Source organism: Caulobacter sp. P1_D6 (assembly GCF_056406095.1).
Genome location: NZ_JBFUAW010000010.1, coordinates 94,381 through 118,035, shown reverse-complemented (window position 1 = coordinate 118,035; position 23,655 = coordinate 94,381). Strand labels below are relative to the sequence as shown.

At 68.7% G+C, this 23,655-nt stretch carries 28 protein-coding genes; 9 read left to right on the top strand and 19 right to left on the bottom strand.

Annotated elements, in window-relative coordinates; translation table 11 throughout:
• The first annotated feature begins 50 nt into the window (after positions 1 to 50).
• On the top strand, positions 51 to 1,112 hold the full coding sequence (locus tag AC1DYP_RS07585) for a hypothetical protein (protein ID WP_477045818.1): 1,062 nt from the start codon (positions 51 to 53) through the stop codon (positions 1,110 to 1,112).
• A gap of 86 nt (positions 1,113 to 1,198) precedes the next feature.
• Here AC1DYP_RS07585 and AC1DYP_RS07580 read toward each other — a convergent pair whose 3' ends face one another.
• The 6 genes from AC1DYP_RS07580 to yajC all read right to left on the bottom strand — a co-directional run bounded on the left by AC1DYP_RS07580 (position 1,199) and on the right by yajC (position 6,014).
• Positions 1,199 to 1,942 carry a squalene/phytoene synthase family protein gene (locus AC1DYP_RS07580; RefSeq protein WP_477045817.1) on the bottom strand — a complete coding sequence of 248 codons (744 nt, stop codon included), beginning with the start codon at positions 1,940 to 1,942 and terminating at the stop codon, positions 1,199 to 1,201.
• Between the two features lie 82 nt (positions 1,943 to 2,024).
• The gene (locus AC1DYP_RS07575) at positions 2,025 to 2,639 is read right to left on the bottom strand and encodes a urate hydroxylase PuuD (protein WP_477045816.1); all 615 of its coding nucleotides are present in this window, start codon (positions 2,637 to 2,639) and stop codon (positions 2,025 to 2,027) included.
• A 92-nt stretch (positions 2,640 to 2,731) separates the two neighbouring features.
• The gene (locus AC1DYP_RS07570) at positions 2,732 to 3,085 is read right to left on the bottom strand and encodes an Mth938-like domain-containing protein (RefSeq protein WP_477045826.1); all 354 of its coding nucleotides are present in this window, start codon (positions 3,083 to 3,085) and stop codon (positions 2,732 to 2,734) included.
• 2 nt (positions 3,086 to 3,087) lie between these two features.
• Positions 3,088 to 4,038 carry a protein translocase subunit SecF gene (secF, locus tag AC1DYP_RS07565; RefSeq protein WP_477045815.1) on the bottom strand — a complete coding sequence of 317 codons (951 nt, stop codon included), beginning with the start codon at positions 4,036 to 4,038 and terminating at the stop codon, positions 3,088 to 3,090.
• Between the two features lie 9 nt (positions 4,039 to 4,047).
• Positions 4,048 to 5,646, bottom strand: a complete 1,599-nt coding sequence (gene secD / locus AC1DYP_RS07560) for a protein translocase subunit SecD (protein WP_477045814.1) — start codon at positions 5,644 to 5,646, stop codon at positions 4,048 to 4,050.
• A 56-nt stretch (positions 5,647 to 5,702) separates the two neighbouring features.
• The gene (gene yajC / locus AC1DYP_RS07555; protein ID WP_477033529.1) at positions 5,703 to 6,014 is read right to left on the bottom strand and encodes a preprotein translocase subunit YajC; all 312 of its coding nucleotides are present in this window, start codon (positions 6,012 to 6,014) and stop codon (positions 5,703 to 5,705) included.
• Between the two features lie 122 nt (positions 6,015 to 6,136).
• On the opposite strand from yajC, the gene AC1DYP_RS07550 reads away from it, so the two are divergent.
• Together AC1DYP_RS07550 and AC1DYP_RS07545 are read left to right on the top strand one after the other, a co-directional pair.
• The gene (locus AC1DYP_RS07550; protein ID WP_477045813.1) at positions 6,137 to 6,976 is read left to right on the top strand and encodes an ATP-binding protein; all 840 of its coding nucleotides are present in this window, start codon (positions 6,137 to 6,139) and stop codon (positions 6,974 to 6,976) included.
• Positions 6,977 to 6,994: 18 nt separating this feature from the next.
• Positions 6,995 to 7,234: a hypothetical protein gene (locus AC1DYP_RS07545; protein ID WP_477033527.1), complete on the top strand. Its 240-nt coding sequence runs from the start codon at positions 6,995 to 6,997 to the stop codon at positions 7,232 to 7,234.
• A 175-nt stretch (positions 7,235 to 7,409) separates the two neighbouring features.
• On the opposite strand, the gene dipM is transcribed toward AC1DYP_RS07545, so the two are convergent.
• From dipM to serS, 4 genes are all read right to left on the bottom strand, one after another.
• Positions 7,410 to 9,329 (bottom strand): cell division endopeptidase DipM, encoded by a 1,920-nt coding sequence (gene dipM, locus AC1DYP_RS07540; protein WP_477045812.1) that lies wholly within the window; start codon positions 9,327 to 9,329, stop codon positions 7,410 to 7,412.
• A gap of 101 nt (positions 9,330 to 9,430) precedes the next feature.
• Positions 9,431 to 10,087 (bottom strand): protein-L-isoaspartate(D-aspartate) O-methyltransferase, encoded by a 657-nt coding sequence (locus AC1DYP_RS07535; RefSeq protein WP_029916533.1) that lies wholly within the window; start codon positions 10,085 to 10,087, stop codon positions 9,431 to 9,433.
• Complete coding sequence (gene surE / locus AC1DYP_RS07530; RefSeq protein ID WP_477033525.1) at positions 10,087 to 10,896, bottom strand: 5'/3'-nucleotidase SurE; 810 nt, start codon at positions 10,894 to 10,896, stop codon at positions 10,087 to 10,089. Before surE ends, AC1DYP_RS07535 begins: the two co-directional genes overlap by 1 nt.
• Positions 10,897 to 11,041: 145 nt before the next feature.
• Positions 11,042 to 12,337: a serine--tRNA ligase gene (serS, locus tag AC1DYP_RS07525; RefSeq protein ID WP_477045811.1), complete on the bottom strand. Its 1,296-nt coding sequence runs from the start codon at positions 12,335 to 12,337 to the stop codon at positions 11,042 to 11,044.
• 342 nt (positions 12,338 to 12,679) lie between these two features.
• On the opposite strand from serS, the gene AC1DYP_RS07520 reads away from it, so the two are divergent.
• Positions 12,680 to 13,144, top strand: coding sequence for a hypothetical protein (locus AC1DYP_RS07520; RefSeq protein WP_477045810.1), 465 nt, complete (start codon positions 12,680 to 12,682; stop codon positions 13,142 to 13,144).
• Between the two features lie 161 nt (positions 13,145 to 13,305).
• Here the strand turns inward: AC1DYP_RS07520 and tatC are convergent, their stop codons facing one another.
• The 8 genes from tatC to AC1DYP_RS07480 all read right to left on the bottom strand — a co-directional run bounded on the left by tatC (position 13,306) and on the right by AC1DYP_RS07480 (position 19,991).
• Entirely contained in the window at positions 13,306 to 14,208 is a 903-nt protein-coding gene (gene tatC / locus AC1DYP_RS07515; protein WP_477033522.1) for a twin-arginine translocase subunit TatC, read from the bottom strand.
• Positions 14,205 to 14,768, bottom strand: coding sequence for a Sec-independent protein translocase protein TatB (tatB, locus tag AC1DYP_RS07510; protein WP_477033521.1), 564 nt, complete (start codon positions 14,766 to 14,768; stop codon positions 14,205 to 14,207). Before tatB ends, tatC begins: the two co-directional genes overlap by 4 nt.
• A 98-nt stretch (positions 14,769 to 14,866) precedes the next feature.
• A complete protein-coding gene (locus tag AC1DYP_RS07505) occupies positions 14,867 to 15,091 on the bottom strand; it encodes a twin-arginine translocase TatA/TatE family subunit (protein ID WP_007673643.1) in 225 nt (74 codons plus the stop codon).
• Positions 15,092 to 15,233: 142 nt separating this feature from the next.
• Complete coding sequence (gene scpB / locus AC1DYP_RS07500) at positions 15,234 to 15,896, bottom strand: SMC-Scp complex subunit ScpB (protein ID WP_477045825.1); 663 nt, start codon at positions 15,894 to 15,896, stop codon at positions 15,234 to 15,236.
• A 127-nt stretch (positions 15,897 to 16,023) separates the two neighbouring features.
• Positions 16,024 to 16,848 (bottom strand): segregation and condensation protein A, encoded by an 825-nt coding sequence (locus tag AC1DYP_RS07495; protein WP_477045809.1) that lies wholly within the window; start codon positions 16,846 to 16,848, stop codon positions 16,024 to 16,026.
• Positions 16,845 to 17,870: a beta-N-acetylhexosaminidase gene (nagZ, locus tag AC1DYP_RS07490; protein ID WP_477045808.1), complete on the bottom strand. Its 1,026-nt coding sequence runs from the start codon at positions 17,868 to 17,870 to the stop codon at positions 16,845 to 16,847. Before nagZ ends, AC1DYP_RS07495 begins: the two co-directional genes overlap by 4 nt.
• A gap of 13 nt (positions 17,871 to 17,883) precedes the next feature.
• The gene (gene ftsN / locus AC1DYP_RS07485; RefSeq protein WP_477045807.1) at positions 17,884 to 18,693 is read right to left on the bottom strand and encodes a cell division protein FtsN; all 810 of its coding nucleotides are present in this window, start codon (positions 18,691 to 18,693) and stop codon (positions 17,884 to 17,886) included.
• Between the two features lie 113 nt (positions 18,694 to 18,806).
• Positions 18,807 to 19,991, bottom strand: coding sequence for a deoxyguanosinetriphosphate triphosphohydrolase (locus tag AC1DYP_RS07480; protein WP_477045806.1), 1,185 nt, complete (start codon positions 19,989 to 19,991; stop codon positions 18,807 to 18,809).
• Positions 19,992 to 20,069: 78 nt separating this feature from the next.
• Here AC1DYP_RS07480 and erpA point away from each other — a divergent pair, with 78 nt between their 5' ends.
• Positions 20,070 to 20,402: an iron-sulfur cluster insertion protein ErpA gene (gene erpA, locus AC1DYP_RS07475; protein WP_422182527.1), complete on the top strand. Its 333-nt coding sequence runs from the start codon at positions 20,070 to 20,072 to the stop codon at positions 20,400 to 20,402.
• Here erpA and AC1DYP_RS07470 read toward each other — a convergent pair.
• On the bottom strand, positions 20,399 to 20,737 hold the full coding sequence (locus AC1DYP_RS07470; RefSeq protein WP_477033514.1) for a hypothetical protein: 339 nt from the start codon (positions 20,735 to 20,737) through the stop codon (positions 20,399 to 20,401). The genes erpA and AC1DYP_RS07470 overlap by 4 nt on opposite strands.
• A gap of 35 nt (positions 20,738 to 20,772) precedes the next feature.
• On the opposite strand from AC1DYP_RS07470, the gene xth reads away from it, so the two are divergent.
• The 4 genes from xth to AC1DYP_RS07450 all read left to right on the top strand — a co-directional run bounded on the left by xth (position 20,773) and on the right by AC1DYP_RS07450 (position 23,601).
• Positions 20,773 to 21,561, top strand: a complete 789-nt coding sequence (gene xth / locus AC1DYP_RS07465) for an exodeoxyribonuclease III (protein ID WP_477045805.1) — start codon at positions 20,773 to 20,775, stop codon at positions 21,559 to 21,561.
• Between the two features lie 77 nt (positions 21,562 to 21,638).
• On the top strand, positions 21,639 to 22,175 hold the full coding sequence (locus AC1DYP_RS07460) for a hypothetical protein (RefSeq protein ID WP_477045804.1): 537 nt from the start codon (positions 21,639 to 21,641) through the stop codon (positions 22,173 to 22,175).
• Positions 22,176 to 22,215: 40 nt separating this feature from the next.
• On the top strand, positions 22,216 to 23,061 hold the full coding sequence (locus AC1DYP_RS07455) for a hypothetical protein (protein WP_477045803.1): 846 nt from the start codon (positions 22,216 to 22,218) through the stop codon (positions 23,059 to 23,061).
• A gap of 18 nt (positions 23,062 to 23,079) precedes the next feature.
• On the top strand, positions 23,080 to 23,601 hold the full coding sequence (locus AC1DYP_RS07450) for an SseB family protein (RefSeq protein WP_477045802.1): 522 nt from the start codon (positions 23,080 to 23,082) through the stop codon (positions 23,599 to 23,601).
• The last annotated feature ends 54 nt before the right edge of the window (positions 23,602 to 23,655 follow it).

Below are 23,655 nucleotides of genomic sequence, written 5' to 3'. Positions count from 1 at the left end.
AATTGCAGCCATTCGCCCCTTCCGTTAGTTTGACCACGGAAGGGGCGCTCATGGTCCAACTGTTCCGCGCGATCTCGAACCGCTTCACGCTGCAATCACGACTGGGCGGACGTTACGCCGAGGCCCGGGTGCTGGCGGCGGAACTGGACCTCGACCTCACCGAGATCGCCCTGCGCCACGGCAGCCAGGGCCATTCCGAAAGCGATGTCGACGAAGGCAACAGCCAGGCCGAGCGCGAGGAGAAGTTCAAGCGCCTGACCGCGGGCTTCAACAGCCCCTACCCCAGCGAACAGATCGCGGCGGCCGTGGATTTGCGCAAATGGATGGTGCGCGACTACGGGCTGGAGCGGCTGAAATGGTTCGTGCCCCAATTGCGCGAACGTTACACTCAGGCGGTTGGACCCAAGGCGGCCAAGCTGGAGCCGATCGCCTACGCGCCCGATGACAGCCGGGCGGAGCTGGAAGCCGAGGCCCTGAGCCTGCTGGAGCGCCTGAAGCTGCTCTATACGCTGAGCAGCGAGCGCGAGATCCTGACCGGCCGGATGCGGCGCTGGGCCCTGGGGCTGCTCTGCTGGCTGTTCCTGGCCCTGATGGTCACCCGGGTGCTGCCCAACATCACGCCGCCCGGCGCCGTCCGCGAGTCGGTGACGGTGATCTCCAACTTCTCGCTGATCGCCTTCGTCGGCGCGGCCGGGGCCATGGTGTCGGTGTTGCGCCGCACGGAGTCGGCCATGGCCTCGGCGTCGTCCGAGATCGATCCCGTTCGCCAGGTCAGCGCCCTCAGCCAGGGCCTGACGGCGGTGTTCATCGCCGCCTTCGTTGGCATGTCGGTGTCGTTCGTACTGGTGGCCTTCTTCGCCAGCGGGCTGGTGCAGAGCGGCGACATCGTCGGCAAGGGAGCGGCGACGCTATTCCCGCAGATCGTGCCCTGCCGCTACGACTGCCCAATCACCCTGGTCAATCGCGGACTGATGTTCCCGGCCGCCCTCGACGCCGCCAAGATGATGGTCTGGGCCTTCATCGGCGGCTTTTCCGAGCAGCTCGTGCCGGATGTGCTGGATCGGCTGACGAAGGCCGCAAGGCAGACGAAGAAACCGTCGGAAGCGGCCTAGGGTCGGGGACATGCCCTTGCGGCGTGTCCCCAATGACAGGCGCAGCGCATGCTGATGGGGACACGCCGCAAGGGCATGTCCCCGGCTCAGACCCGCCCCGTCGCCACCGCCCAGGTCAGCCGGACCTGGCTCTCCAACATGCCCAGCTCTCGCGCTCCCGTCTGGGCCCGCGCCAGCGCCGCCGGAGCAGCGGCCGGGAACGCGGCCACCGGCAAATCCTTCAGCGCCGCGTTGGCCTTGGCCCGCGCCGCGTCCACCCGGCGGCGGACCTGGCCTTGCGTCCAGTCGGCCGGCAGGCGCTGGACCCCTGCCCGTTTCAGCCGCCACAGGCCGGCCAGGCCGTAGGCCCGGGCGGCGTCCTGGACGGCGTGGAGATCGGCCTTCGGGTCCAGCCGCCAGGCGGCCAGCATCATCACCGCCCCGGCCGTGGCGTCGACATAGGCCAGGACCTCGCCCTCCGTCTCGAACGGCGCGGCCTCGAGGTCGGCCATGCGGGCCTCGGCCATCTCGGCCAGGGCGCTCAGCGGGTAGCCGGCGGCGGCCACGGCCTCGACGGTGGGGTGCTTGCGGGCGGGCTGGCCGGCGGCGATCTCTTCCATGGCCTCGCGCCACCAGGTCAGGCGAATCTCGCCCATCAGGGCGTTGCTGACCCCGCCGGCCACCCGGGCCAGCTCGTAGTTGAAGGCGTACAGCGCGATGACGTCGGTCCGCGCCTTGGCGTCGGCGATGAAGCGGCTGGCCAGCCAGCGATCGGGGTCGACCCGGCGCACCAGGGCGTCCAGATCGGTGTCCGGGGCGTCGTTGCGGTGGGCGATGTCCAAGCTCGTCATGGGCGCGGCTTATGCGCTGCATCGCCCAAAAGAAAAAGGCCCGCCGATGGGGCGGGCCTTCTCCAGGTCGGTGATCAAACGATCAGCCGAACAGCGTCTGGTACATCGTCATCGTCGCCAGCATCGGGATGCTGAGCAGCGTGTTGATGCGCGAGAACAGCATGGCCATCTTCGCCGCCTTGGCCTTGGTGTCGGCGTCGGCCTCGACGATGCCCAGGGCGCGCTTCTGGTTCGGCCAGATCACGCCCCAGACGTTGATGAACATGATCGTCGCCAGCCACATGCCCAGGCCGATGAACGTGAAGCCCATGTCGACGCCGCGCTCATAGCCGTTCCACAGACCGAAGGTCGCCGCCTCGGCGAAGTAGCCGCGGGCGATGGCCAGGATCACGCCCATCACCCAGGTCGCCAGCGCCGCCCAGCGGAACCAGAACAGCGCCTCGGGGGCGATGTACTTGGAGACGGCCGGCTTCAGCTCGGCCGGGATCTGCGGCATGACGCGGATCTGGACGAAGTTGAAATAGTACAGCAGCCCGATCCACAGGATGCCGAAGAACACGTGCATCAGGCGGAAGATCGCCTGGAAATAGGCCGCGTCGAAGCCCTGCGGGCTGTGCCCGAAGCCAAACACGATCACCAGCGCCAGGATGACGCTGACGATGATGGTGTTGCGGAAATTCGAAAGTAGGCTGGTCATCTCGTGGCCCCCTAATGCCCCTGCTTGGGGTCAGGTATAGGGCGCCGCGCGGAGTCGGCAAATAGACACGATTTCTGCGGGTATTCGGCGCGCTAGACCGCGATCAGGGCCGCGGCCAGCCGGCGGCCCTCGCTGGCCAGGACGTTGTAGGTGCGGGCCGCGGCTTCGGTGCTCATGAACTCCAGCCCCACGCCCGCGGCCTTCAGCGCGTCGCGCACCGGGCGCGGCGGCAGGGCGTTGACCAGGCCCACGCCCAGCAGCACGAACTCGACCGCTCCGCCCGCCGCGAAGACCTCGGCGAAGTCCTCCGGCGTCAGGGTCTCCAGGCTCGTGGCCGCCCAGTCTCGCGGCTGATCGTCGATGATCAGCAGCGAGCCTGGACGCCAGTCGCCGGAGACGCGGAAACCGCCGCCGCCCCAGGCGTCCAGCGATGGCGGCTGGCGCAGCATCAGGGACGGGTGCCGGCGCCGAGCTTGATCGGCGTGGCTTCCTCGTCGCCCCGCTTGACGCCCCAGACGAGGATCAGCGGCAGGGCGATGTAGATCGACGAATAGGTGCCGATGATGATGCCGAAGGTCATGGTGAAGACCAGCGGGAACAGCACCGGGCCGCCGAAGATCATCGTGCCGCCCAGGGCCAGCAGGGCCGTCGAGCCGGTGATGATCGTCCGCGACAGACGCTCGTTCTCCGACAGGTCGATGATGTCGCGCAGCGGCGTGGTCTTGTACTTGCGCAGGTTCTCCTTGAGACGGTCGAAGGTGATGACCTTCTCGTTCATGGAGTAGCCGATCACCGTCAGCAGGGCGGCGATCGAGGTCATCGAGAACTCGATCTGCAGCACCGACAGCAGGCCCAGCGTCAGGATGATGTCGTGGAACACCGCGATCACGGCGCCGACGCCGAACTGCCACTGGAAGCGGAACCAGATGTAGCCCAGCATCAGCAGCAGGGCGATGCCCAGGGCCTTGAAGCCGCCCATCAGCAGTTCGCCCGAGACCTTGGCGCCGATGACCGACGGGGCCGGCATGGTCATGCCGGGGAACTTGGCGATGATCTCGCCCTTGACCCGGTTGGCCTCCTCGAGGGCGTTGCCGCCTTCGGTGGGCAGGAAGCGGATCATCGCCGCGTTGGGCGAGCCGAAGTTGTCCTGGACCTGCACGTCGTGCGCGCCGGTCGCCCGGGCGGCGGTGCGCAGGGCGTCGCCCGAGATGGGCGTGGGCATGCGCGCTTCCATGGCGACGCCGCCCTTGAAGTCGATGCCCAGGTTCAGGCCTTGGGTGAAGAACGACACGCACGAGCCGGCGATCAGCACGGCCGAGATGGCGGCGGCGATCGGAGCCCACTTCACGAAGCGGAAGTGGGTCTCGCGCGGGATCAGGCGGATGAGGGGCCAAGCCATGATGGAAACCTAAGCGATCGGCAGCTTCTTCGGCTTGGCGACTTTGAACCACCAACCGATGAGCACTTGAGTGATGATGATGGCGGTGAACACCGAGGTGAACACGCCGATCGACAGGGTCCAGGCGAAGCCCTTGATGGGGCCGGAGCCGAACCCGAACATGATCGCCGCGGAGATCAGGCTGGTGATGTTGGCGTCCATGATCGAGACCATGGCCCGGCGGAAGCCGGTGTCGGCCGCCGACATCGGCGATCGTCCGCCCGCCGCCTCGTCGCGCATCCGTTCGTAGATCAGCACGTTGGCGTCGACCGCGACCGCGAGGGTCAGGATCAGGCCGGCGATGCCGGGGAACGTCAGGGTCGCCTGGGTCATCGACATGATGCCGATGATCAGCAGCACGTTGACCACCAGGGCCAGGGCGGCGAACACGCCGAACAGGCCGTAGGCGAAGATGATGAAGACGAACATCGCCGCCGCGCCGATGGCCAGCGAGATGGCGCCGGCCTTGACGGCGTCGGCGCCCAGTTCGGCCCCGACGGTGCGTTGTTCTTCCAGGTTCAGCTTGGCGGGCAGAGCGCCCGAGCGCAGCAGCAGGGCCAGCTCGGCGGCGCCTTCCGGCGTGAAGTTGCCGGTGATGATGCCCGAACCGCCCGGCAGCGGCTGGTTGATGCGCGGCGCCGAGATGTACTTGCCGTCCAGCACGATGGCGAAGCGCTTGCCGACGTTGCGGGTGGTGGCGTCGCCGAACTTGCGGGCGCCCGAGCCGCCGAAGCGGAAGCCGACCGCGGGCGCGCCGTTCTGGTCGAACTCCTGGTTGGCGGTCACCAGGTCCTCGCCGGTCACCAGGGCGCGCTTGGCGACCGGGATCGGCGGCTCGCCGGCCTGGGTGCCGGGAATGACCACCACGCCGGGCGGGATGCGGCCGGCGATCATGTCTTCCTGGGTGACCGTCTCGTCGACCATCTGGAAGGTCAGCTTGGCGGTCTGGCCGATCACGGCCTGCAGGCGGGCCGGGTCGCTTTCGCCGGCCGCCTGGATGACGATCCGGTTGACGCCCTGGCGGGTGATGGTCGGTTCCTTGGTGCCGAGCGCGTCGATCCGGCGACGGATCGTCTCGATCGACTGGTCCACGGCCTTGGCGGCGTCGGCCTTGGCGGCCTCCGGCACGAAGCTCAGTTCCAGCCGGCCGTCGCCCTTGTTGGCCACCGAGGTGTCCCGCCCGCCGATCGCGCCGGCCAGAGGCCCGCCGATCGAGCGACGCAGCAGGCTGAGCGCCTGGTCCACCTTGCCCGGATCGGTGATGCGGACCCGCACGACGCCGCCCGCCTCGCCCAGTTCGCCGAACTCGATCTGGTCGTTGCGCAGCGTGGTCCGCACGTCCTCGACCATGTTGGTCAGGCGTTCGGCGCGCAGCGCATCGGTGTCGACCTCGTAGAGCAGGTAGGAACCGCCCTGCAGGTCGAGGCCGAGGTTCAGCTTCTGGTGGGGAACCCAGCCCGGAAGCGCGTCGAGCGTCTTCTGCGGCAGAAGGTTCGGCAGGGAGAAGACGATGCCGAAGATCACCGACAGTATGACGGCGGTGACTTTCCAGCGGGAGAGGGTCAGCATGGATTACAGGCTCTAGACGACGCCTTTCGGCGCCTCGTGGTCAGCGCGAAGGGTGATCAGCTCTTGGGATCGTTGGCCGGGGCCGGTTCGCCCTTGGCGCGGATCTCGGCGATCATGCTCTTGACCACCTTCACGGTCACGCCCTGGGCGATCTCGACGCCGACTTCGGCGTCTTCGACGCGGACGACCTTGCCCAGCATGCCGTTCGACAGCACGACATTGTCGCCGCGCTTGACGGCGGCGATGGCCGCGGCGTGCTGCTTGGCGCGCGTCTGCTGCGGGCGGATGAGCATGAAGTAAAACAGCACGACCATCGCGAGGATGGGCAACATGCTGATCAGTTGGGATTGCAGGCCACCAGAGGGCATGACGACTCCATAAAATGCCATGAGGCGGATCCCCTCCACATGGGGGGCCCGCCAAGTCGGCGGAAGCTATGCGTTCACCTCCGCTTTTGCAATGACGGCGCACTGGGGCTAGGGAGCAACACATGGACGACGTCACGACAGCTCATCTCGCCCGCATCGCCGACGCCTTGGAGCGCCTGGCCCCGGCGGCCCCGGCGGCCCCCGACTTCGATGCGGGGCGGCTTTTCCGGCATGAACCGAAAAACGGCAGCTTCGTACCGGCCCCCGACTATCCGATGGCCCTGGACCTGCTGATCGGCGTCGATCGGCAGAAGGACCGCTTCGTCGAGAATCTCCGCCGCTTCGCCGTCGGCCTGCCCTGCAACCACGTCCTGCTGTGGGGCGTGCGCGGCACGGGCAAGAGCTCGCTGACCAAGTCGGCCTTCATGGTGCTGGCCGCCGAGTTCCCCGCCCTGAAGCTGGTCGAGGTCGATCGCGACGAGGTCACCGCCCTGCCCCCGCTGTTCGACCAGCTGCGCGCCCGCTCGGAGCGCTTCGTGGTGCTGTGCGACGACCTGTCGTTCGAGGACGGCGCGGCGGCCGCCAAGGCGCTGAAATCGGCCCTGGAGGGCGGCGTGGCCGGCCCGCCCGAGAACGTGCTGTTCGTGGCCACCTCCAACCGCCGCCACCTGATGCCGCGCGACCATGTCGAGAGCCAGGGCGCGATCGCCGCCGCCGAGAACGCCGAGGAGGAGATGAGCGTCTCCGACCGCTTCGGCTTGTGGATCGGCTTCCCGCCCATGGACCAGCCCACCTATCTGGCGGCGATCCACGGCTATGCCGACCGGTTCGGCCTGAAGGTCGAGAACCTCGAGCGCCGGGCGCTGCAGTGGTCGCAGCTGCGCGGCGCCCGCTCGGGCCGCGTGGCCTGGCAGTTCATCCGTGACCTGGCCGGCGAGCTGGGTGTAAACTTGCCCGCCTAAACCGTCTCGGAGGCCCACATGGGCAAGCCCTGGTTTCGCGTGAAGCGCTACGGATTCGGGGCCGGCGTGCCCTGCAGTTGGCAAGGCTGGGCGCTGGTCGCCGCCTTCCTGATCATCGTCATCGTCAGCGGCGCGGTGCTTGTTGACCGCAATCCGATGCTGCATTGGAGCGTCGTCCTGGCCTCGACGGCGATCGTGCTCGTCGTCAGTTGGCGCAAGAGCGACGGACCGTGGAAGTGGCGCTGGGGCCAGGACTGACCCGTATCCTTCTCCCCTTGCGGGAGAAGGTGTCGGCGAAGCCGACGGATGAGGGGTCTCTCAAAAGCAAAAGCCGCGACCGGTCTTTCGACTGGGCGCGGCTTTTTCGTTCTTCAACCCCTCACCCGACCTCCTTCGGAGGCCACCCTCTCCCGCAAGGGGAGAGGGATAGGGACTACCTCGGCAGCACCAGGCCTGGATCCACCGGCCGCGCCTTGTCCTTCGGGGTCGGGGCGTAACGGACCTCGAAGTGCAGTTGCGGCTCGGTGACGCCGCCGGTCTGGCCGACCGCGCCCAGGGTCGCGCCTTGGGCGACCTGCTGGCGCATCTTCACTTCGGTGGTCGACAGGTGGGCGTAGGCCGTCACCCAGCCGTCGGCGTGCTTGACCAGCACCAGATTGCCGAAGCCCGGCACCTGGTTGCCGGCATAGACCACCTCGCCCGCCGCGGCGGCGCGGACCGGCGTGCCGGCGGCCGCGCGGATGTTGACGCCGTCGTTGCGCTGGCCGGTGCCCTTGGGGCCGAAGTCCGAGATCGTGTCGCCCTGCAGCGGCCACACGAAGCGGCCGCGGCCGGCGGCGGTGATCTCGGCCTCGGTCGGCGGCGGGCTGGCGCCGATGATCTGGCCTGGCCCCGGCGGCGGGGTCACCGGCTGGGCCGAGACGGGGCCGCTGGGACGCGGATAGTTGGTGGTCGGCGGCGGCGTGTAGGGGCGCGGCTGCGAGACCGGCGGCTGGTACGGCGTCGGGGTCGACGGCGTCGTGGCCGCGGGCGGGTTGTAGATCGGGGCCGGCGTGGTCGGGCGCGGGGCCGTGGGACGCGGCGCGGCCGGGGTCGTCGTCACCGTGGTCTTCAGCGGGCCCCTGTCCTTGTAGCCGGACGGCAGGCGGATCTTCTGGCCCTTCTTGATCGTGGCCGAGACCTTGATGTCGTTCTCGTCGGCCAGGGCGGCCGGCTTGACGCTGAAGCGCTTGGCGATGTCGCTGACGGTGTCGCCGCTGTTGGCGACATAGGCCTTGGCCGTGGTCGCCGGACCCTTCAGCTTCTGGCCGGGCCGGATGTTGTAGGGCGCCTTGAGGTCGTTGTCCTTGGCCAGGTCGGCGCGGGTGGTGTCCATGCCGCGGGCGATGGCGTCGATCGCGTCGCCCGACTTGACGGTGTAGGTGCGGCGCGGGCCGGCGACCTCGATCACCTTGCCGGTGACGCTGGTCGTCGTGGTGGTGACGGGACGGGCGGCGGGAGCCTCGGGCTCTTCCTCGACCGGACGTTCGGCGGCGGGGGGCGGACGCCAGCCGGAGTTGGCGTTCGGTATCGGCGTGCGGCCGGGCGTCGAGCCGATCGGCGGCGGATTGCCGGTCGACGGCGCGCTGGGCGCCGGGCCCTGGGCGGCCGGCTGCATCACCGTGGTCCGGCTCGGGCCCTTATCCTTGTAGCCGTCCGGCAGGCGCAGCTTCTGGCCCTTGCGGATGGACGAGCCGGTGCTCAGGTCGTTCTCTTCGGCCAGGGCGGCGGCCGAGACCGAGAAGCGCTTGGCGATGGCGAACATCGTGTCGCCGCTCTGGACGACGTAGGCCTTGGCGTCCTTGCTGTCGGGCCCCTTCAGCACCTGGCCCGGATGGATCCGGTACGGCGACTTCAGGTCGTTGTCCTTGGCCAGGTCCGCGCGGGTGGTGCCCAGGGTGCGGGCGATCGCGTCGATATTGTCGCCGGCCTTGACCTTGTAGGTCTTGGGCGGGCCGGCGATCGTGACCACGGGGCCGCCGACGGTGGTGACCACCACGGGGCGCGCCGCGGGCGCCGGGCGATATTCAGCGGCCGGAGGCGACGGAGGCTCGGCGGCGGCCGACGGCGGCGCGAGGGTCTGGCTGGAGACCCCGACATTGCCCGTCGGCGCGGAGAAGCTGGGTTGCGGCTCGTCCGGCGGCGTGGTCGGCCCCTCGGGCTGCTGGTCGGCGGCCGGCGCCTGGACGATCGGGAAGTTCGGCGTGGCCGCCTGGCCGCGGGTGGGATACTGCGCGCCGCCCGTGCTCTCGCAGGCCGCGAGCGTTCCAGCCGTCAGGGCGATCACCGCCGCGCGCGTCCACAACTGCCTCATAGCCTCTCCTTTGCCTCGCGAGGCTCCAGTCGCCGTCGCAAGGGTAAACCAACCATTAAACATCTCGCGTCGCTTCCGGAACCCGGCCGCGCCGCCCCGCTCTACTCGCGGGCGACGCCGTCCAGGATCGGGACGAAACGCACATCGCACAGGACTTCAACGGTGAAGCCCCCCTTTCCGTCACCGGCATAGCGGCGAAGGCTCTGCACCGGCCCCTTGCCCACCGGCGCGACGAGCACGCCCTGGGGCTTGAGCTGCGAAAGCAGAGTTTCCGGCTCATCCTGAGCCGCCGCCGTGACCAGAATGCGGTCAAACGGCGCCTGTTTGGGCCAGCCTTCCCATCCATCCCCAAATTTCGTGATGACGTTGGTCAGGCCCAGCACGGCGAAGCGCGCCTCGGCCTCCTTCATCAGGGTCCGGTAGCGCTCGATCGTGTAGACGAGGCGCGAGACGCGGCTGAGGACGGCGGTCTGGTAGCCCGAGCCGGTGCCGATCTCCAGCACCCGGCAGCGCGGCTCCAGCGTCAGGGCCTGGGTCATCAGGCCGACGATGAACGGCTGGCTGATGGTCTGGCCGCAGGCGATCGGCAGGGCCGAGTCCTCCCACGACCGTTCCTTGAACAGGTCGGGCGTGAACAGGTCGCGCGGGGTCTTCTCGATGGCGCTGAGCACGGCCGGGTCGGTGACGCCCTGGGCGCGCAGGGCGGCCATCAGCGCCTTAAGGCGGGCCTCGGGCGTATCGCTCTTGGCCTGCGCCATCACGAAGCAACCTCGACTTTCGCCGCGTCCAGCTTCGGCGGCGAGCCGCCGAGCATGCTCTTCATGGCCGCGACCGTCTGGTTGTGCGTCAGGTCGATGTGCAGCGGCGTGACCGAGATGCGCCCCTCGTAGACGGCTTTCAGATCAGTCCCCTCCGCCGGCGTGGACGGCTTGAGCACGAAGCCGGTCCAGTAGTAGTCGCGACCCCGCAGGTCGGTCCGCTTTTCCATGCTCCGCATGTGCGAGTCGCGGAAGCCCTGACGGGTGACTTCCACCTCGGTGACCCGTTCGGGGGCGACCGCCGGGAAGTTGACGTTCATGATGACGTCCTTGGGCCAGCCGATCTCCAGCAGGCGCTGGACGATGCCGGGCCCGTAGTGCTCGGCGGTCTCCCAGTGGGCGACGACCTCGTCGTGGAAATAGGTCATGGCCTGGGACAGGGCGATCGACGGGATGCCGAAGGCCATGCCCTCGATGGCGCCGGCCACCGTGCCCGACAGGGTGACGTCCTCGGCCAGGTTCTGGCCGCGGTTGACGCCCGACAGCACCAGGTCCGGAAGCGGGCCCTCGATCAGTTGCTGGACAGCCATGGCCACGCAGTCGGTCGGCGTGCCCTCGACGGCGAAGCGGCGCGGGTCGACGCGGCGCACGCGGATCGGGTCCGACAGGGTCAGGGCCCGGCCGGCGCCCGACTGCTCGTATTCCGGCGCCACGATCCAGATGTCGTCGGACAGCGTGCGGGCGATGCGCTCCAGGCTTTCGAGGCCGGGGGCGTGGATGCCGTCGTCGTTGGTGAGGAGAATGCGCATCAGATGGCCAAACCAAAAACGTCTGTCATCCCGGAAAAGGCGCAGCCGTTATCCGGGACCGCCGGAAGCGCTGAGTTCACGCGTCGGTCCCGGATCGGCGCGCTGCGCGCTTGTCCGGGATGACAGAACTTTTGAACGGAAAGGCTCACCCTTCCCCCCCGATATGGGTCACGCCGCCCATGTAGGGCGCCAGCGCGGTCGGGATGGTGATGCGGCCGGTCTCGTCCTGATAGTTCTCCAGCACGGCCACCAGGGTGCGGCCGACGGCCAGGCCCGAGCCGTTCAGGGTGTGGACGTACTGGGTGCCCTTCTCGCCGGCCTTCTTCCAGCGGGCGTCCATGCGGCGCGCCTGGAAGTCACCGCAGTTCGAGCACGAGCTGATCTCGCGATAGGTGTTCTGCGAGGGCAGCCAGACTTCCAGGTCGTAGGTCTTCTTCGCGCCGAAGCCCATGTCGCCGGTGCACAGCAGCATGGTGCGGAACGGCAGCTCCAGCGCCTTCAGCACGGCCTCGGCGCACTGGACCATGCGCTCGTGCTCGGCCTCGGACTGGTCGGGCGTGGTGATCGAGACCAGCTCGACCTTGTAGAACTGGTGCTGGCGGATCATGCCGCGGGTGTCGCGGCCGCTGGCGCCGGCTTCCGACCGGAAGCTGGGGGTCAGGGCGGTCATCCGCAGCGGCAGCTCGGCCTCGTCGGTGATCTGCTCGCGCACGATGTTGGTCAGCGAGACCTCGGCGGTGGGGATCAGCCAGTGATCGACCGTGGTCTTGAACAGATCCTCGGCGAACTTCGGCAGCTGGCCGGTGCCGAACAGCGCCTCGTCCTTGACCAGCAGCGGCGGGCTGATCTCGACATAGCCGTTCTGCACGGTCTGCAGGTCCAGCATGAACTGGCCCAGGGCCCGCTCCAGCCGGGCGACCTGGCTCTTCAGCACCACGAAGCGCGCGCCGCTCATGCGGGCGGCGGCCTCGAAGTCCATGCCGCCGAGGGCCGCGCCCAGGTCGACGTGGTCCTTGGGATTGTTCAGGCGGCCGGCCGGCAGCTTGGAGGCGTCGCCCCAGCGGCGGACCTCGACATTGCCCGCCTCGTCCTCGCCCTTGGGCACCTCGGGCGCGGGAATGTTGGGCAGGCTGGCCAGCAGGTCCTTCAGCTTGGCGGCGACCAGGGCTTCTTCTTCGCCGGCGGTCGTCATGACGCCCTTCAGCGTCTCGACCTCGGCCATCAGGCGCGCGGCCTCGGCCTCGTCCTTCTTGGCCTTGGCCTGGCCGATCAGCTTGGAGCTCTCATTGCGCTTGGCCTGGGCTTCCTGCAGGGCGGTCTGGGCCGCGCGCAGCTGGCCGTCCAGCTTGACCGCCTCGGCGGCCGCGCCCGAACGGCCCTTGGCCGACCAGGCGGCTTCGAAGGCTTCGGGATTGTCGCGGATGGCCTTGATGTCGTGCATCGGGAGCGCTCGGGAGAAGTCGTTAAGAACGGACCTCTCTAAGGCGCGTCGGCGGGGGCGCCAACCTTTTCGGGAGCCCCTCCCGGACCCGTGACCGCCCGCCGGCCGCGCGCGGCGTCGACACGCTCGACATGTCGCTTGACGACAACGCCGTCTCCAGGAATAGATTTCGTCGGCAAGATATTCAGGAAGTCATTCATACACGCGGCGAGATGTCGCAGTGATAATTGAATGGATAACGGCCGTTAAGTCCGTTCCTGCACTCCCCCTTAATCCAGGGATGAAAAACAGCGCGGCAATTCAGTGACCCGTGTTTGTTTTAGAAAATCCTGGAGCCTCCCCATGAAGAAGTTCGCTATTCTGGCCGCTGTCGCCGCCGTGTCGGCCATCGCCGTTCCCGCCAGCGCCGCTCAACTGGTCCGCATCTCGCTGGCCGACAAGTCGACCGCCCAGATCGACGCCGAGATCCGCACCGCCGCCAACACCGTCTGCACCGACCGCAAGGCCGTCGTCTCGGACGAGTGCGTGACCATCACGATCGCCGACGCCAACCGTCAGCTGAACGCCATCTCCAAGGCCCGCGTCACCAAGACCGTCGCCCGCCGCGAAGCCGTGACCGTCATGCGCGTGTCGCTGAAGGGCAAGTCGGCCGAACAGATCAACGCCGACATCAAGCTGGCCGCCGAAACCGTCTGCAAGGCCGCCAACAACAACCGCGCTGACGTCCGCGCCTGCGTGGGCGGCACGATCCGCTCGGCCAAGGCCCAGTTGCAGGCCATGACCGTCTCGGGCCGCCAGGACGCCTAAGGGCATCCTGGGCCTCTCCCCCTCCCCTTGCGGGAGAGGGGTTGAAGACCGAAAAAGCCGCGCCCAGTCGAAAGACCGGGCGCGGCTTTTGCTTTTGAGAGACCCCTCATCCGTCAGCCCGCGGCCGACGCCGTCTTCCGCAAGGGGAGAAGGAAGGAAGTCTAGACCGTCGCGACGTCGGTGCCGGCTTCGCGCTCGTCCTTGGCCTTGCGGCGTTCGATCAGCCACACGCACCAGATCGAGATCTCGTAGAGCAGGCACATCGGGATCGCCAAGGTCATCTGGCTGATCGGGTCGGGCGGGGTCAGGATGGCCGCGGCGATGAACACGCCGACGATGGCGTAGCGGCGGCCGTCGCGCAGCAGCTTGCTGGAGACGATGCCCGCCATGCCCAGCAGCGAGACCACCACCGGCAGCTGGAAGCACAGGCCAAACGCCAGCAGCAGGGTCGTCACCAGGGTCAGGTAGTCGCTGACCTTGGGCAGCAGCTGGATCGAGATGCCGGCGGTGCTGATCTGCTGGCTCAGCGAGAACCACAGCACGAACGGCAGCATCACGTAATAGACCAGGGCCGCGCCCAGGATGAACATCACCGGCGAGGCGATCAGGAACGGCAGGAAGGCGCCGCGCTCGTTCTTGTACAGGCCCGGGGCGACGAAGCGGTACAGCTGCCAGGCCAGCACCGGGAAGGTCAGGACCACCGCCCCGAACCCGGCCAGCTTCAGCTTGGTGAAGAAGAACTCCAGGGCCGCGGTGTAGACCAGGCCCAGGGCCTTGGTGTCGGTCGCCGGGATGTCCTTCAGGCCCACCAGGGCCAGCAACAGGTCGAACGGCCCGTGATGGCCGCCGGCGTGCTGGGCGGCCAGCAGCTTCTGGGCCACGGTGAACGGGTTGACCAGGAACAGGAAGATCTGGTCGGCGAAGGCGAAACAGACGCCGAAGCCGATGAACATGGCCGCCACGCAGATGATCAGCCGCATGCGCAGCTCGATCAGGTGATCCATCAGCGGCGCGCGCGAAGCTTCGATCTCGTCTTCCGGATCGTGTCCGATGGCGTTGGTCACGAGGTGATGTCCGTGGCGCTGGGCTTGGCGGCGCGCTTGCGCGGCGCCTTGGTCGGGACCGACAGGTCGGATTTGGTGGCTTTGGCGGCCCTCGGCTTGGACACCAGCTCGGCCTTGGGCGCAGCGGCCTTCGGCGCGCGGGGCTTGCGGGCGGGCTTGGAGACGATCTCGATCGTCGGCGCCGGGGTCTCGACCGTCGAGGTCAGCGGCGCATAGGCGTCGTGCGGAGAAACCTTGACCGCGCCGCTGTTGAGGCTGGCGTCGATGTCGGCGAACACCTGGTCGACATCGGCGTCGGCGGCCTGGGCGGCGGCGTCGCGCATCGGGTTGGTGTACTGCCCTTCGCGCATGGCCTGGACTTCCTTGCGCAGCTCGTCGAGCTCCGACTGGCGGGCCATTTCATCGAAGCTGGCGCGGAATTCGTTGGCCATCCCGCGGATGCGCCCCACGAACTGACCGAGCTTTCGCAGCAGGACGGGCAGGTCCTTGGGCCCCACCACGATCAAGGCGACCGCGGCGATGACCAGGAGTTCCGTGCCGCCGACATCAAAACCGAGCATAGACGCGCCTTAGAGCGAGCGGCCTCGAGGCCTGCGCGCGAAGTGAACGACGGTCGCGGCCGCCCTCCCCCTCGAGGAAGCGCGCCGCGACGAATCTCCTACGACTTGCGCAGGTCTTCCTTCTCGGCCTCGGTGCGCGGCAGCGCGCCCGTCGACTTGTTGGCCGAGACCTCGTCGGAGGTGTCGTCCTTCAGGCCGTCCTTGAAGGCTTTGATGCCCTTGGCCGCGTCGCCCATGATGCCGGACAGCTTGCCGCGCCCGCCAAACAGCAGGGCCACGACCGCGATCACGATCACCCAGTGGATCCAGCTCATGCTACCCATGACGACGATGCTCCTTGCGACAGCGGCCCATTAGCCGCTGTGGCGTGTCGTTACAATATCTCTGACAATATAGGCGGTCGCGAGGCGGGGGGCAAAGCGGCGCCGGACGATAAGCCGCCGCCTGCGACGATGTGTAAAGGGCCTATCGGTTTTCGAGATCTCCGAGGAAATCCTGAGCGAATTCCGGGGCCTCGTCGCCGTCCTCCAGCGGGTCCTCGTCTTCGCCGGCCCGCAGGCCCATCGGATCCGGAACGGAAAAGCCCGGCGGCAGGTCGAGCGCCAGCAAACCCGCCGCGCGCATCTCGGCGATTCCCGGCAGGTCGCCCAGGGTCGCCAGGCCGTAGTGTTCGAGGAAAGCGTCGGTGGTGCCGAAGGTCACGGGGCGCCCCGGCGTGCGCCGGCGGCCGCGCATCTTGACCAGGCCCAGCTCCAGCAGCACGTCCAGCGTGCCCCGGCTGGCCTGGACGCCGCGCACCGCCTCGATTTCGGCCCGGGTGACGGGCTGGTGATAGGCGATGATGGCCAGGGTCTCCTGGGCGGCCTTGGACAGGCGGCGCGGCTCCTCGCGCTCCTCGGTCATCAGGAAAGCCAGGTCGGCGGCGGTCTGGAACCGCCAGCGGCCGGCCACCTGCACCAGTTCGATGCCGCGACCGGCGTAGCGGCTGTGCAGGTCGGCCAGGCCCGCGCCGATATCGGCCCCCTCGGGCAGGCGCTTGGCCAGGTCCTCGACGCTCAGCGGCTCGGCCGCCGCGAACAGCAGGGCCTCGATGCAGCGTTCGGTCAGCAGAGGGTCCAACGCCATCAGACCCTCCCCCCGTGGGGGAGGCGGCCCGAATGGGCCGGAGGGGGGAGTAGACCCACCTCTCCAATATCCCCCCACCGATCGCTGCGCGATCGCCTCCCCCACAGGGGGAGGGACTGGGTCGTGCGGCTCATACAATAGGCTCCAACGGTTCGGCCCTGGCCCTCAGATAGATGTCCGAGAACGCCTCCATCTGCCGCGCTTCCAGGATCCCCTCCTTCACCAGCTCCAGGCTGGCCGACAGGGTCGAGGCCAGGTAGCTGGCCGGGCTGGGACCGTCGGGGTCCTCCTCCCAGCGACCGACCGGCGCGACGCCCGACAGGGTGGTCCAGTCCTTCATCTCGGGCAGCAGGTCGCGCAGGCGGTCGCGGGCGTCCTCCAGCGGATAGGCCTGGGGCGGACGCGGGGCGTAGTGGCGGCCGTGCTCGCGCTTTCGCTGGGTGATGTAGGCGGTCATCAGGGCGTAGAGGTCGCCCTCGAAGCGGGTCGAGGAGACGATCTTCACCGCCTCGGGATCGCCGCGCATGAAGACGTCGCGCTTGAGGGTCGGCTGTTCCTTCAGGGCCTCGACGGCCTTGCGCATCACGTCCAGCTTGGCCAGGCGGAAGGCCAGCTGGGCGGCCATCTCCTCGGCCGGCGGCTCCTCGGCCTTGGGGCGCTCGGGCTTGGGCAGCAGCAGGCGCGACTTCAGATAGGCCAGCCAGGCGGCCATCACCAGGTAGTCGGCGGCCAGCGAGAAGCGCACGCGGCGGGCCTGCTGGACGAAGGCCAGGTACTGCTCGGCCAGCTTGGTGATCGACAGCTGCAGCAGGTCGACCTTCTGGCTGCGCGCCAGGGCCAGCAGCACGTGCAGCGGGCCTTCGTAGCCGTCGATATCGATGACCAGCGCGGCGCCGTCCTCGGCCGCCTCGTTGGCCGCTTCGAAGTCCAGCGTGGGCTGGAAGCCCGTGCTCACGCAAAGCGTCCGTCAAAGGCCGCGTCGAAGCGGGCCCGGGCCTCGGCGACGTCCAGCGGCTCGGGGACCTTCACCAGACGGCCCATGACCGCCTGCACCCGGCGCTTGGCCTCCCGCGACAGCTTGCCGACGCCCGACATCACGGCCTTCATCTCGGCCATGTCGCCGTTGCAGTGCAGGACCACGTCGCAGCCGGCGGCCAGGCTGTCCTTGGCGCGCTGCCTGAAGTCGCCCGACAGCGCCTTCATCGACAGGTCGTCGCTCATCAGAAGCCCGTCGAACCCGATGGATTCGCGGATGATTTTCTTGATCGCCTTGCGCGAGGTCGTGGCCGGACGGCTGCGGTCGATGGCCGTGTAGACGACGTGGGCGGTCATCGCCATCGGCATGTCCGACAGCACGCGGAAGGGCGCGAAGTCGCGGGCGTCCAGCTCGGCCAGCTTGGCCTTCACCACCGGCAGCTCCAGGTGGCTGTCGCTCATGGCGCGGCCGTGGCCGGGGATGTGCTTGATGATCGGCAGGACGCCGCCGGCCAGCAGGCCCTCGGCCGCCGCGCGGCCCAGGGTCGCCACCTGCTCGGGCGTGTCGCCATAGGCGCGGTCGCCGATGATCTCGTGGCCCTGCGGGTCCGGCACGTCCAGCACCGGCACGCAGTCGACATTGATCCCCAGCGACAGCAGGTCGTGGGCGATCAGGCGCGCGCCCAGGCGAGTGACCTCACGGGCGACCAGCGGGTCGTTAGCCACCATCTCGCCATAGGCGCGGCCAGGCGGGTACTTCTTCCAGTGGGGTTCGCCGAGCCGGGCGACGCGACCGCCCTCCTGGTCGATCAGGATCGGGGCGTCGGGACGGCCCACCGTCTCGCGCAGCGCCGCCGTCAGGGCCCGGACCTGGTTCGGGTCGGCGATGTTGCGCTTGAACAGGATGAAGCCCCACGGCTTCACGTCCCGGAAGAACGCGGCTTCTTCCGCCGTCAGGGTGGTCCCGGCGCAGCCGAGGATAGCGGCGGAGATGCTGGCCAAGCGCCCTGCTCCCTTATTTCACGAAGCAGGATTTGCCGGCGGCGGTCAGGGCGTCGCAGAAGGCCTTGGCCTCCGCGCGGCTGGCGAAGCCGGTCACGGCGGTGCGGTAGAGCGTGGCGCCGTTCTTGTCGATCGCCTCGACCCGCTTGCCCTTGCCCGCGGCCATGCCCGGCGCGATGCGGGCGGCGTCGGACCAGGCCTTGTCGGCCAGGGCGGTCGAGGACAGGGCGCCGATCTGCACGCTCGCCGGACCACCGGCCGAAGCCGCGGGGGCCGGAACGGCGGCGGGCTTGGTCGCGACCGGGGTCGTCGCGCGGGGCGAGACGGCGGCGGTGGCCAGGCCTTCGATCGTCTGCGGCTTGCCGGCGGGCTTGGCCGGCACGGCCGAGACCGGCGCGCTGGGGCCGGTCGGCGCGGGCTTGGCCGGCTGCAGGGTCGCGGTCTGGACCGGGGCCGTCGGGGCCGGCGCGGGCGGACGGGCCAGCGGCTCTTCCGGCTTGGCGGCGAAGGTCGGCGAGGCCTCGGGGGTCTCGTTCTTGTAGATCTGCAGGCCCGAAGCCGGATCGGTCGGCTGGGCGGTCCCGGCCGGCGGCGCGGTCTTCATCGCGGCGACGGGCTCTCCCACCGTGCGCGGCGGCTCGTTGGGGCCGCGCACGCCGCCGCGATAGATCAGCAGCACCGCGACCACCAGGGTCGCCAGCACCACGGCGCTGATGATCAGGGTCATGGGCAGGGGCCGCGAGCCGCGAACAGGCTGACGCGCGTCGAACGACAGAGGCGCATCGGTGGGCGGCGTATAGGCGCCGCGGTGGGGATCGGACATTCGCGTCGAGGCTCCAGAATTCATACGCGCGGGATCGCTCACAGCGAATCGGCCACGCGCCGACATAGTTTATCGGAGCCCGAGCCTACCCAGAACCGCCCCCGAGCGTCGGTTTAGTTCCAGACATCCAGCTGAAACAACTTCCGGTGCTCTTCGATGGCGAAACGGTCGGTCATGCCCGCGATGTAGTCGCACACGACGCGGGCGCGGCCGGCCTCGTCGCGGTTCCGCGATCGGGCGAACCATTCCGACGGCAGGACGTCGGGCTCGGCCAAGAACAGACCGAACATCTCGGCCAGAATGCGGCGCGCCTGGCTGCGCGTGCGGTTGACCTTCCAGTGGCGGTACATCCGCGCGTGCAGGAACTGGCGCAGCCGGGCCAGGTCCTCGGCCATGTCCGGCGAGAAGGCGACCAGGGCGTGATCCAAGTTGCGGACGTCCTCGGCCGACTGCACGCCGGTGGCGGCGGCGCGCTGCAGGGTTTCGCCCATCACGTCGTCGACCATGGCCCCGATCATCCGGCGCACGGCCTCCAGCCGCGTCAGGCGCAGGTCCAAGTCCGGACGCTCGCTGCGGACGGCCGCCAGGATCGGACCGATCAGCGGCACGTCCATCAGCTCGTCCAGGGTGAACAGCCCCGCCTCGACCCCGTCGTCGACGTCGTGGTTGTTGTAGGCGATGTCGTCGGCCAGGGCCGCGACCTGCGCTTCCGCCGAAGCCCACGTGTTCAGGCCCAGCTTGTACTCGCTGTCGTACTTGGAGATCGCCTTCCAGGACGGCTTGCCCAGCTTCTCGGTCACCGGGCCGTTGTGCTTGATGATCCCTTCCAGGGTCTCCCAGGTCAGGTTCAGGCCGTGGAAGTCCGGATAGCGACGCTCCAGTTCGGTGACGACGCGGAAGGTCTGGACGTTGTGGTCGAAGCCGCCGAACGCCTTCATGCAGGCCTGCAGCTCGTCCTCGCCGGCGTGGCCGAACGGCGGGTGGCCGATGTCGTGGCCCAGGGCGATGGTCTCGGCCAGGTCGCTGTCCAGCCCCAGGGCGGTCGCCAGCGAGCGCGCCACCTGCGCCACTTCCAGCGAATGGGTCAGGCGGGTGCGGAAGTTGTCGCCTTCGTGGGCGACGAACACCTGGGTCTTTTCCTTCAGCCGGCGAAAGGCCGAGGTGTGGATGATGCGGTCGCGGTCGCGGGCGAACGGGGTGCGCGTGCGGCTCTCGTCTTCCTGGAAGCGGCGGCCCCGGGACTTGGCCGGATCCTCGGCATAGGGGGCGCGCTGGACGAAGAAGGGAGTCGACGACATGGGGGGCCTTTGCTGATCGCCCCCTTTCCCTGGGGCGCGGACACCCTCATATAGGCCAAGCACGGGTTTTCCACAGCCATGACCGACACAGCCGTAACGCTTTCTTCCAACGCCGCCCGCCGGCTCCACACGATCTCGGCGGCCGAGGGCCATCCGGTGATGCTGCGCGTCGCCGTCGACGGGGGCGGCTGCTCGGGATTCCAGTACCGGTTCGATCTGGTCGACAGCGCCGAGCCCGACGACCTGAAGGTCGAGCGCGACGGGGCCGCGGCCCTGGTGGACGTGATCTCCCTGGCCCTGCTGAAGGGCTCGGAGATCGATTTCGTCGACGAACTGGCCGGCGCCGAATTCCGGGTGCGCAACCCCAACGCCAAGTCCAGCTGCGGCTGCGGCGTCAGCTTCTCGATTTAGGCCGGCACGAACTGCAGCACCGTCAGGGTCGCGGCGGCCCAGGCCACGGGCGCGGCCATGGCTGCCCAGGCGATCGGCTCGCGCCCGCGCCGCCATTCGATCCAGGCCAGCAGCGGGGCCAGCAGGCAGACCACCCAGAACCCCGCGCCCAGCACGAAGCCCAGCCAGGCGACGGGGTTACGGAGCGAGCCGGGCGCGTCGAACACCAGCGGCGTGAACACCGCGCCGATCCCGCCCGCCACGGCCATGGCGCAGCAGGTCAGCGTCGCCAGAACCATCAACAGGCGCCGGTTGCGTCGCGAAATCTGGAACCCCGACTTGAGCGTGCTCGCCATGCGCCCTAGCCTCCCGCCGCCGACTGGAGCCGTCAATGCGCATCGCCACCTGGAACGTCAATTCCGTCAATGCTCGCCTGGAAAGAGTCCTGGAGTGGTTCGAATCGGCCGCGCCCGACGTGGCCGTGCTCCAGGAGATCAAATGCCTGGACGAGAAGTTCCCGACCGAGGCCTTCGAGCGCCTGGGCTACAACGTCGCCGTCCACGGCCAGAAGACCTACAACGGCGTGGCCATGCTCTCGAAGTTCCCGATGGAGGATGTGCGCAAGGGCCTGCCCTTCCTCTTTGACGGCGAGATCGACGAGCAGTCGCGCTACATCGAGGCGGTGATCGCCGCGCCGACGCCGTTCCGGATGGTCGGCATCTACCTGCCCAACGGCAATCCGGTCGACACCGAGAAGTTCGACTACAAGCTGGCCTGGATGAAGCGCCTTCATGCTCACGCCCAAGGCCTGCTGGCGCTCGAGGAGCCGCTGGTCATCGCCGGCGACTACAACGTCATTCCCGAGGTCGAGGACGTGGCCAATCCCGAGGCCTGGGTGAACGACGCCCTGTTCCGCCTGGAAAGCCGGGGCGCGTTCCGGGCCCTGAAGAACCTGGGCTTCACGGACGCCTACATGCAGGTCGACGGAACGCCGGGCGGCTACACCTTCTGGGACTACCAGGCCGGCGCCTGGCCCCGGAACCTGGGAATCCGCATCGACCACCTGCTGCTGTCGCCCCAGGCGGCCGACAAGCTGGCCGGCGTCGTGATCCACCGCGACGAACGCGACAAGGAAAAGCCTTCGGACCACGTGCCGGTGGTGGCCCAGCTCAACCTTTAGGTCGGATGAGACCGGATACGGCTTGACCTTGAACCACACCAATGTGAGTGTTCACATACTTACATTGGAGTTGCACCATGCTGCTCACGGGTCTGTTGCTGGTCGCCTTCGCCGCCGATGCTCCGGCCAAGAGCCCGACCCCACCGTTTTCCGCCCTCACCTCGCCCACGGAATCGGCGCGCTACGCTCTGACCCATGGATGCGTGGCCGCCGCGCGGGCGGGCGGGCGTTTGACCGACGTCCCGAACGGCTATCTCCGCGACAACGGCAGGGGCGTCCACCGCATGACCGGGGCCGGACGGATCGTCGTCACGGAGAAAAGCGGCCCCGGTTGCTATATGCAGGTGGGACTGGGCGACGCCGAGGCCCTGCGCGCCATGGCTCTGGACGTGCTTGCCGCCCAGGGGCCGGTGAGAACGATCTTCGACAGCGGTCCCGGCTCTCGCGACTCCGGCGGCGCGTTCCGCCAGGAAACCCATTGCGTGCGGATCGGCGATCGCGACTTCGCGGCGGTGATCTCCACCTCGAGCAATCGCAAGCGACCTCCGCTGCAGCTATCGCTGTTTCCCAACAATGACCCCGATTGCGGACATCCACCGACGACCAAGCCGTGACCCCCTGTCCCGAATCCAGAACTCTCGCTAATTTGGCCCCATGAGCGAACTCTGGCGTCTTTTGCTGCTCGTGACCTTGTCGGCGTCCGCGGTGACCTTCGTGGGCAGCGCCGCCATCTGGTTCATGGACGAGGAGCGCCGGATCCGCCGCGCCCTGCGCCATGTGCTGAAGGGCGCGCCCGAGACCGTGATCATCGCCAAGGGGCGCGGACGCGGCGCGGGCTTCAACTTCACCAGCAACCAGGCCGCCGTGGCCTGGGACAGCGGCGCCTGGTGCCTGATCTACCGCATCGACGAGCTGATGGGCGCGGAGCTGTCGGTCGACGGCCAAGTGATCGGCCGGGTGTTCCGGGGCGAGCCGCGCCGGGCCATCGACCAGATCGTGCAGCAGGCCGGCCAGGTGAGCCTGAAGCTGATCTTCGACGATCCGCGCCATCCCGACTTCGAGCTGGACCTGTGGCTGGAGGGCGACCAGCAGCGCCGCGAGAGCCGCTCGCCGGCCGACGCCATCCAGGAAGCCAACCGCTGGCTGCTGCGCGCCGACGCCATCGTCCGCCGCCCGCTGGCCCCGAAGGCCAAGCCCGCGCCCGCCTCCGAACCGGCCATCCAGTCGCGGCCGCCCGCCGTCGAGCCCGAACCCGCGCCCAGGCCTTACACGCCCGCGCTCGAGGCGGTCAGCGCGGCGGCGCCCGCCCGTCCAACCGCCACGGCCCCGCTGTTCGACGAGATCGACACCACCGCCGATCCGGCGGAAGCGCCCTGGGAAAGCGAGATGGGGGACGACGATCCCCCGCCGATCCCGGAAAAGACCTACAAGCCGGTCTCCAAGGCCTCGCGTCCGCCCAGGAACGACCAGGACGAGCTGCCGTTCGACCTGGACGACTAAGCTTTCGTGAGGGGCGAGATGATCAAGCGGGCCGCCGTCATGGCGATCTCGGTGCTGGTGGCGGCGATCGCGCCGGCCTGCAAGCCCAGCCTTCGTCAAGAAGCCAAGGCCTCCGGCCAGCCCTTCATCACGCCCGAGAACGACCTCGAGCGCGCCCTGGTCACCTTCGCCGATCATCCCACGCCCGAGACGGAAGCCGCCGTGGGCGAGGCCTTGCTGCGATCCAGGGTCTATGTCCGGATCGACGAGGAGACGGCCACGCGCTTTCCGGACCTCAAGGACGGACAGGTGAACGTCTGGTCGGTCAAGCTCGCCGACGGACGCAACGCCCTTGCGATCTACACCAGCAAGGCGCGCTTCGAGACCGCGGTCGCCGATGAGGCTCCGACACCCTTGATGTCTCTGGACGGCCGCAGGGCCCTCAGGCTCGCCGGACCCGACCAGCCGGTCGCCTTGAACTGGGGCGTCAACCTCCACGCCCAGTGGGATCCCGTTCTGACCCGAAAGTTTCTCGACAGCGCGCCCAAGCCCGCGCGGTGAGGAAGGCTCGGGACCGTCCGCTGCCCGATTGACTCCTCGCGCGTTTGACCGGCC

Bases quoted from the DNA above. Each gene is read 5' to 3' on its own strand.
- AC1DYP_RS07585 (WP_477045818.1), top strand. From the start codon at position 51: ATGGTCCAACTGTTCCGCGCGATCTCGAACCGCTTCACGCTGCAATCA.
- AC1DYP_RS07580 (WP_477045817.1), bottom strand. From the start codon at position 1,942: ATGACGAGCTTGGACATCGCCCACCGCAACGACGCCCCGGACACCGAT.
- AC1DYP_RS07575 (WP_477045816.1), bottom strand. From the start codon at position 2,639: ATGACCAGCCTACTTTCGAATTTCCGCAACACCATCATCGTCAGCGTC.
- secF (WP_477045815.1), bottom strand. From the start codon at position 4,038: ATGGCTTGGCCCCTCATCCGCCTGATCCCGCGCGAGACCCACTTCCGC.
- secD (WP_477045814.1), bottom strand. From the start codon at position 5,646: ATGCTGACCCTCTCCCGCTGGAAAGTCACCGCCGTCATACTGTCGGTG.
- yajC (WP_477033529.1), bottom strand. From the start codon at position 6,014: ATGCCCTCTGGTGGCCTGCAATCCCAACTGATCAGCATGTTGCCCATC.
- AC1DYP_RS07550 (WP_477045813.1), top strand. From the start codon at position 6,137: ATGGACGACGTCACGACAGCTCATCTCGCCCGCATCGCCGACGCCTTG.
- AC1DYP_RS07545 (WP_477033527.1), top strand. From the start codon at position 6,995: ATGGGCAAGCCCTGGTTTCGCGTGAAGCGCTACGGATTCGGGGCCGGC.
- dipM (WP_477045812.1), bottom strand. From the start codon at position 9,329: ATGAGGCAGTTGTGGACGCGCGCGGCGGTGATCGCCCTGACGGCTGGA.
- AC1DYP_RS07535 (WP_029916533.1), bottom strand. From the start codon at position 10,087: ATGGCGCAGGCCAAGAGCGATACGCCCGAGGCCCGCCTTAAGGCGCTG.
- surE (WP_477033525.1), bottom strand. From the start codon at position 10,896: ATGCGCATTCTCCTCACCAACGACGACGGCATCCACGCCCCCGGCCTC.
- serS (WP_477045811.1), bottom strand. From the start codon at position 12,337: ATGCACGACATCAAGGCCATCCGCGACAATCCCGAAGCCTTCGAAGCC.
- AC1DYP_RS07520 (WP_477045810.1), top strand. From the start codon at position 12,680: ATGAAGAAGTTCGCTATTCTGGCCGCTGTCGCCGCCGTGTCGGCCATC.
- tatB (WP_477033521.1), bottom strand. From the start codon at position 14,768: ATGCTCGGTTTTGATGTCGGCGGCACGGAACTCCTGGTCATCGCCGCG.
- AC1DYP_RS07505 (WP_007673643.1), bottom strand. From the start codon at position 15,091: ATGGGTAGCATGAGCTGGATCCACTGGGTGATCGTGATCGCGGTCGTG.
- ftsN (WP_477045807.1), bottom strand. From the start codon at position 18,693: ATGTCCGATCCCCACCGCGGCGCCTATACGCCGCCCACCGATGCGCCT.
- AC1DYP_RS07480 (WP_477045806.1), bottom strand. From the start codon at position 19,991: ATGTCGTCGACTCCCTTCTTCGTCCAGCGCGCCCCCTATGCCGAGGAT.
- erpA (WP_422182527.1), top strand. From the start codon at position 20,070: ATGACCGACACAGCCGTAACGCTTTCTTCCAACGCCGCCCGCCGGCTC.
- AC1DYP_RS07470 (WP_477033514.1), bottom strand. From the start codon at position 20,737: ATGGCGAGCACGCTCAAGTCGGGGTTCCAGATTTCGCGACGCAACCGG.
- xth (WP_477045805.1), top strand. From the start codon at position 20,773: ATGCGCATCGCCACCTGGAACGTCAATTCCGTCAATGCTCGCCTGGAA.
- AC1DYP_RS07460 (WP_477045804.1), top strand. From the start codon at position 21,639: ATGCTGCTCACGGGTCTGTTGCTGGTCGCCTTCGCCGCCGATGCTCCG.
- AC1DYP_RS07455 (WP_477045803.1), top strand. From the start codon at position 22,216: ATGAGCGAACTCTGGCGTCTTTTGCTGCTCGTGACCTTGTCGGCGTCC.
- AC1DYP_RS07450 (WP_477045802.1), top strand. From the start codon at position 23,080: ATGATCAAGCGGGCCGCCGTCATGGCGATCTCGGTGCTGGTGGCGGCG.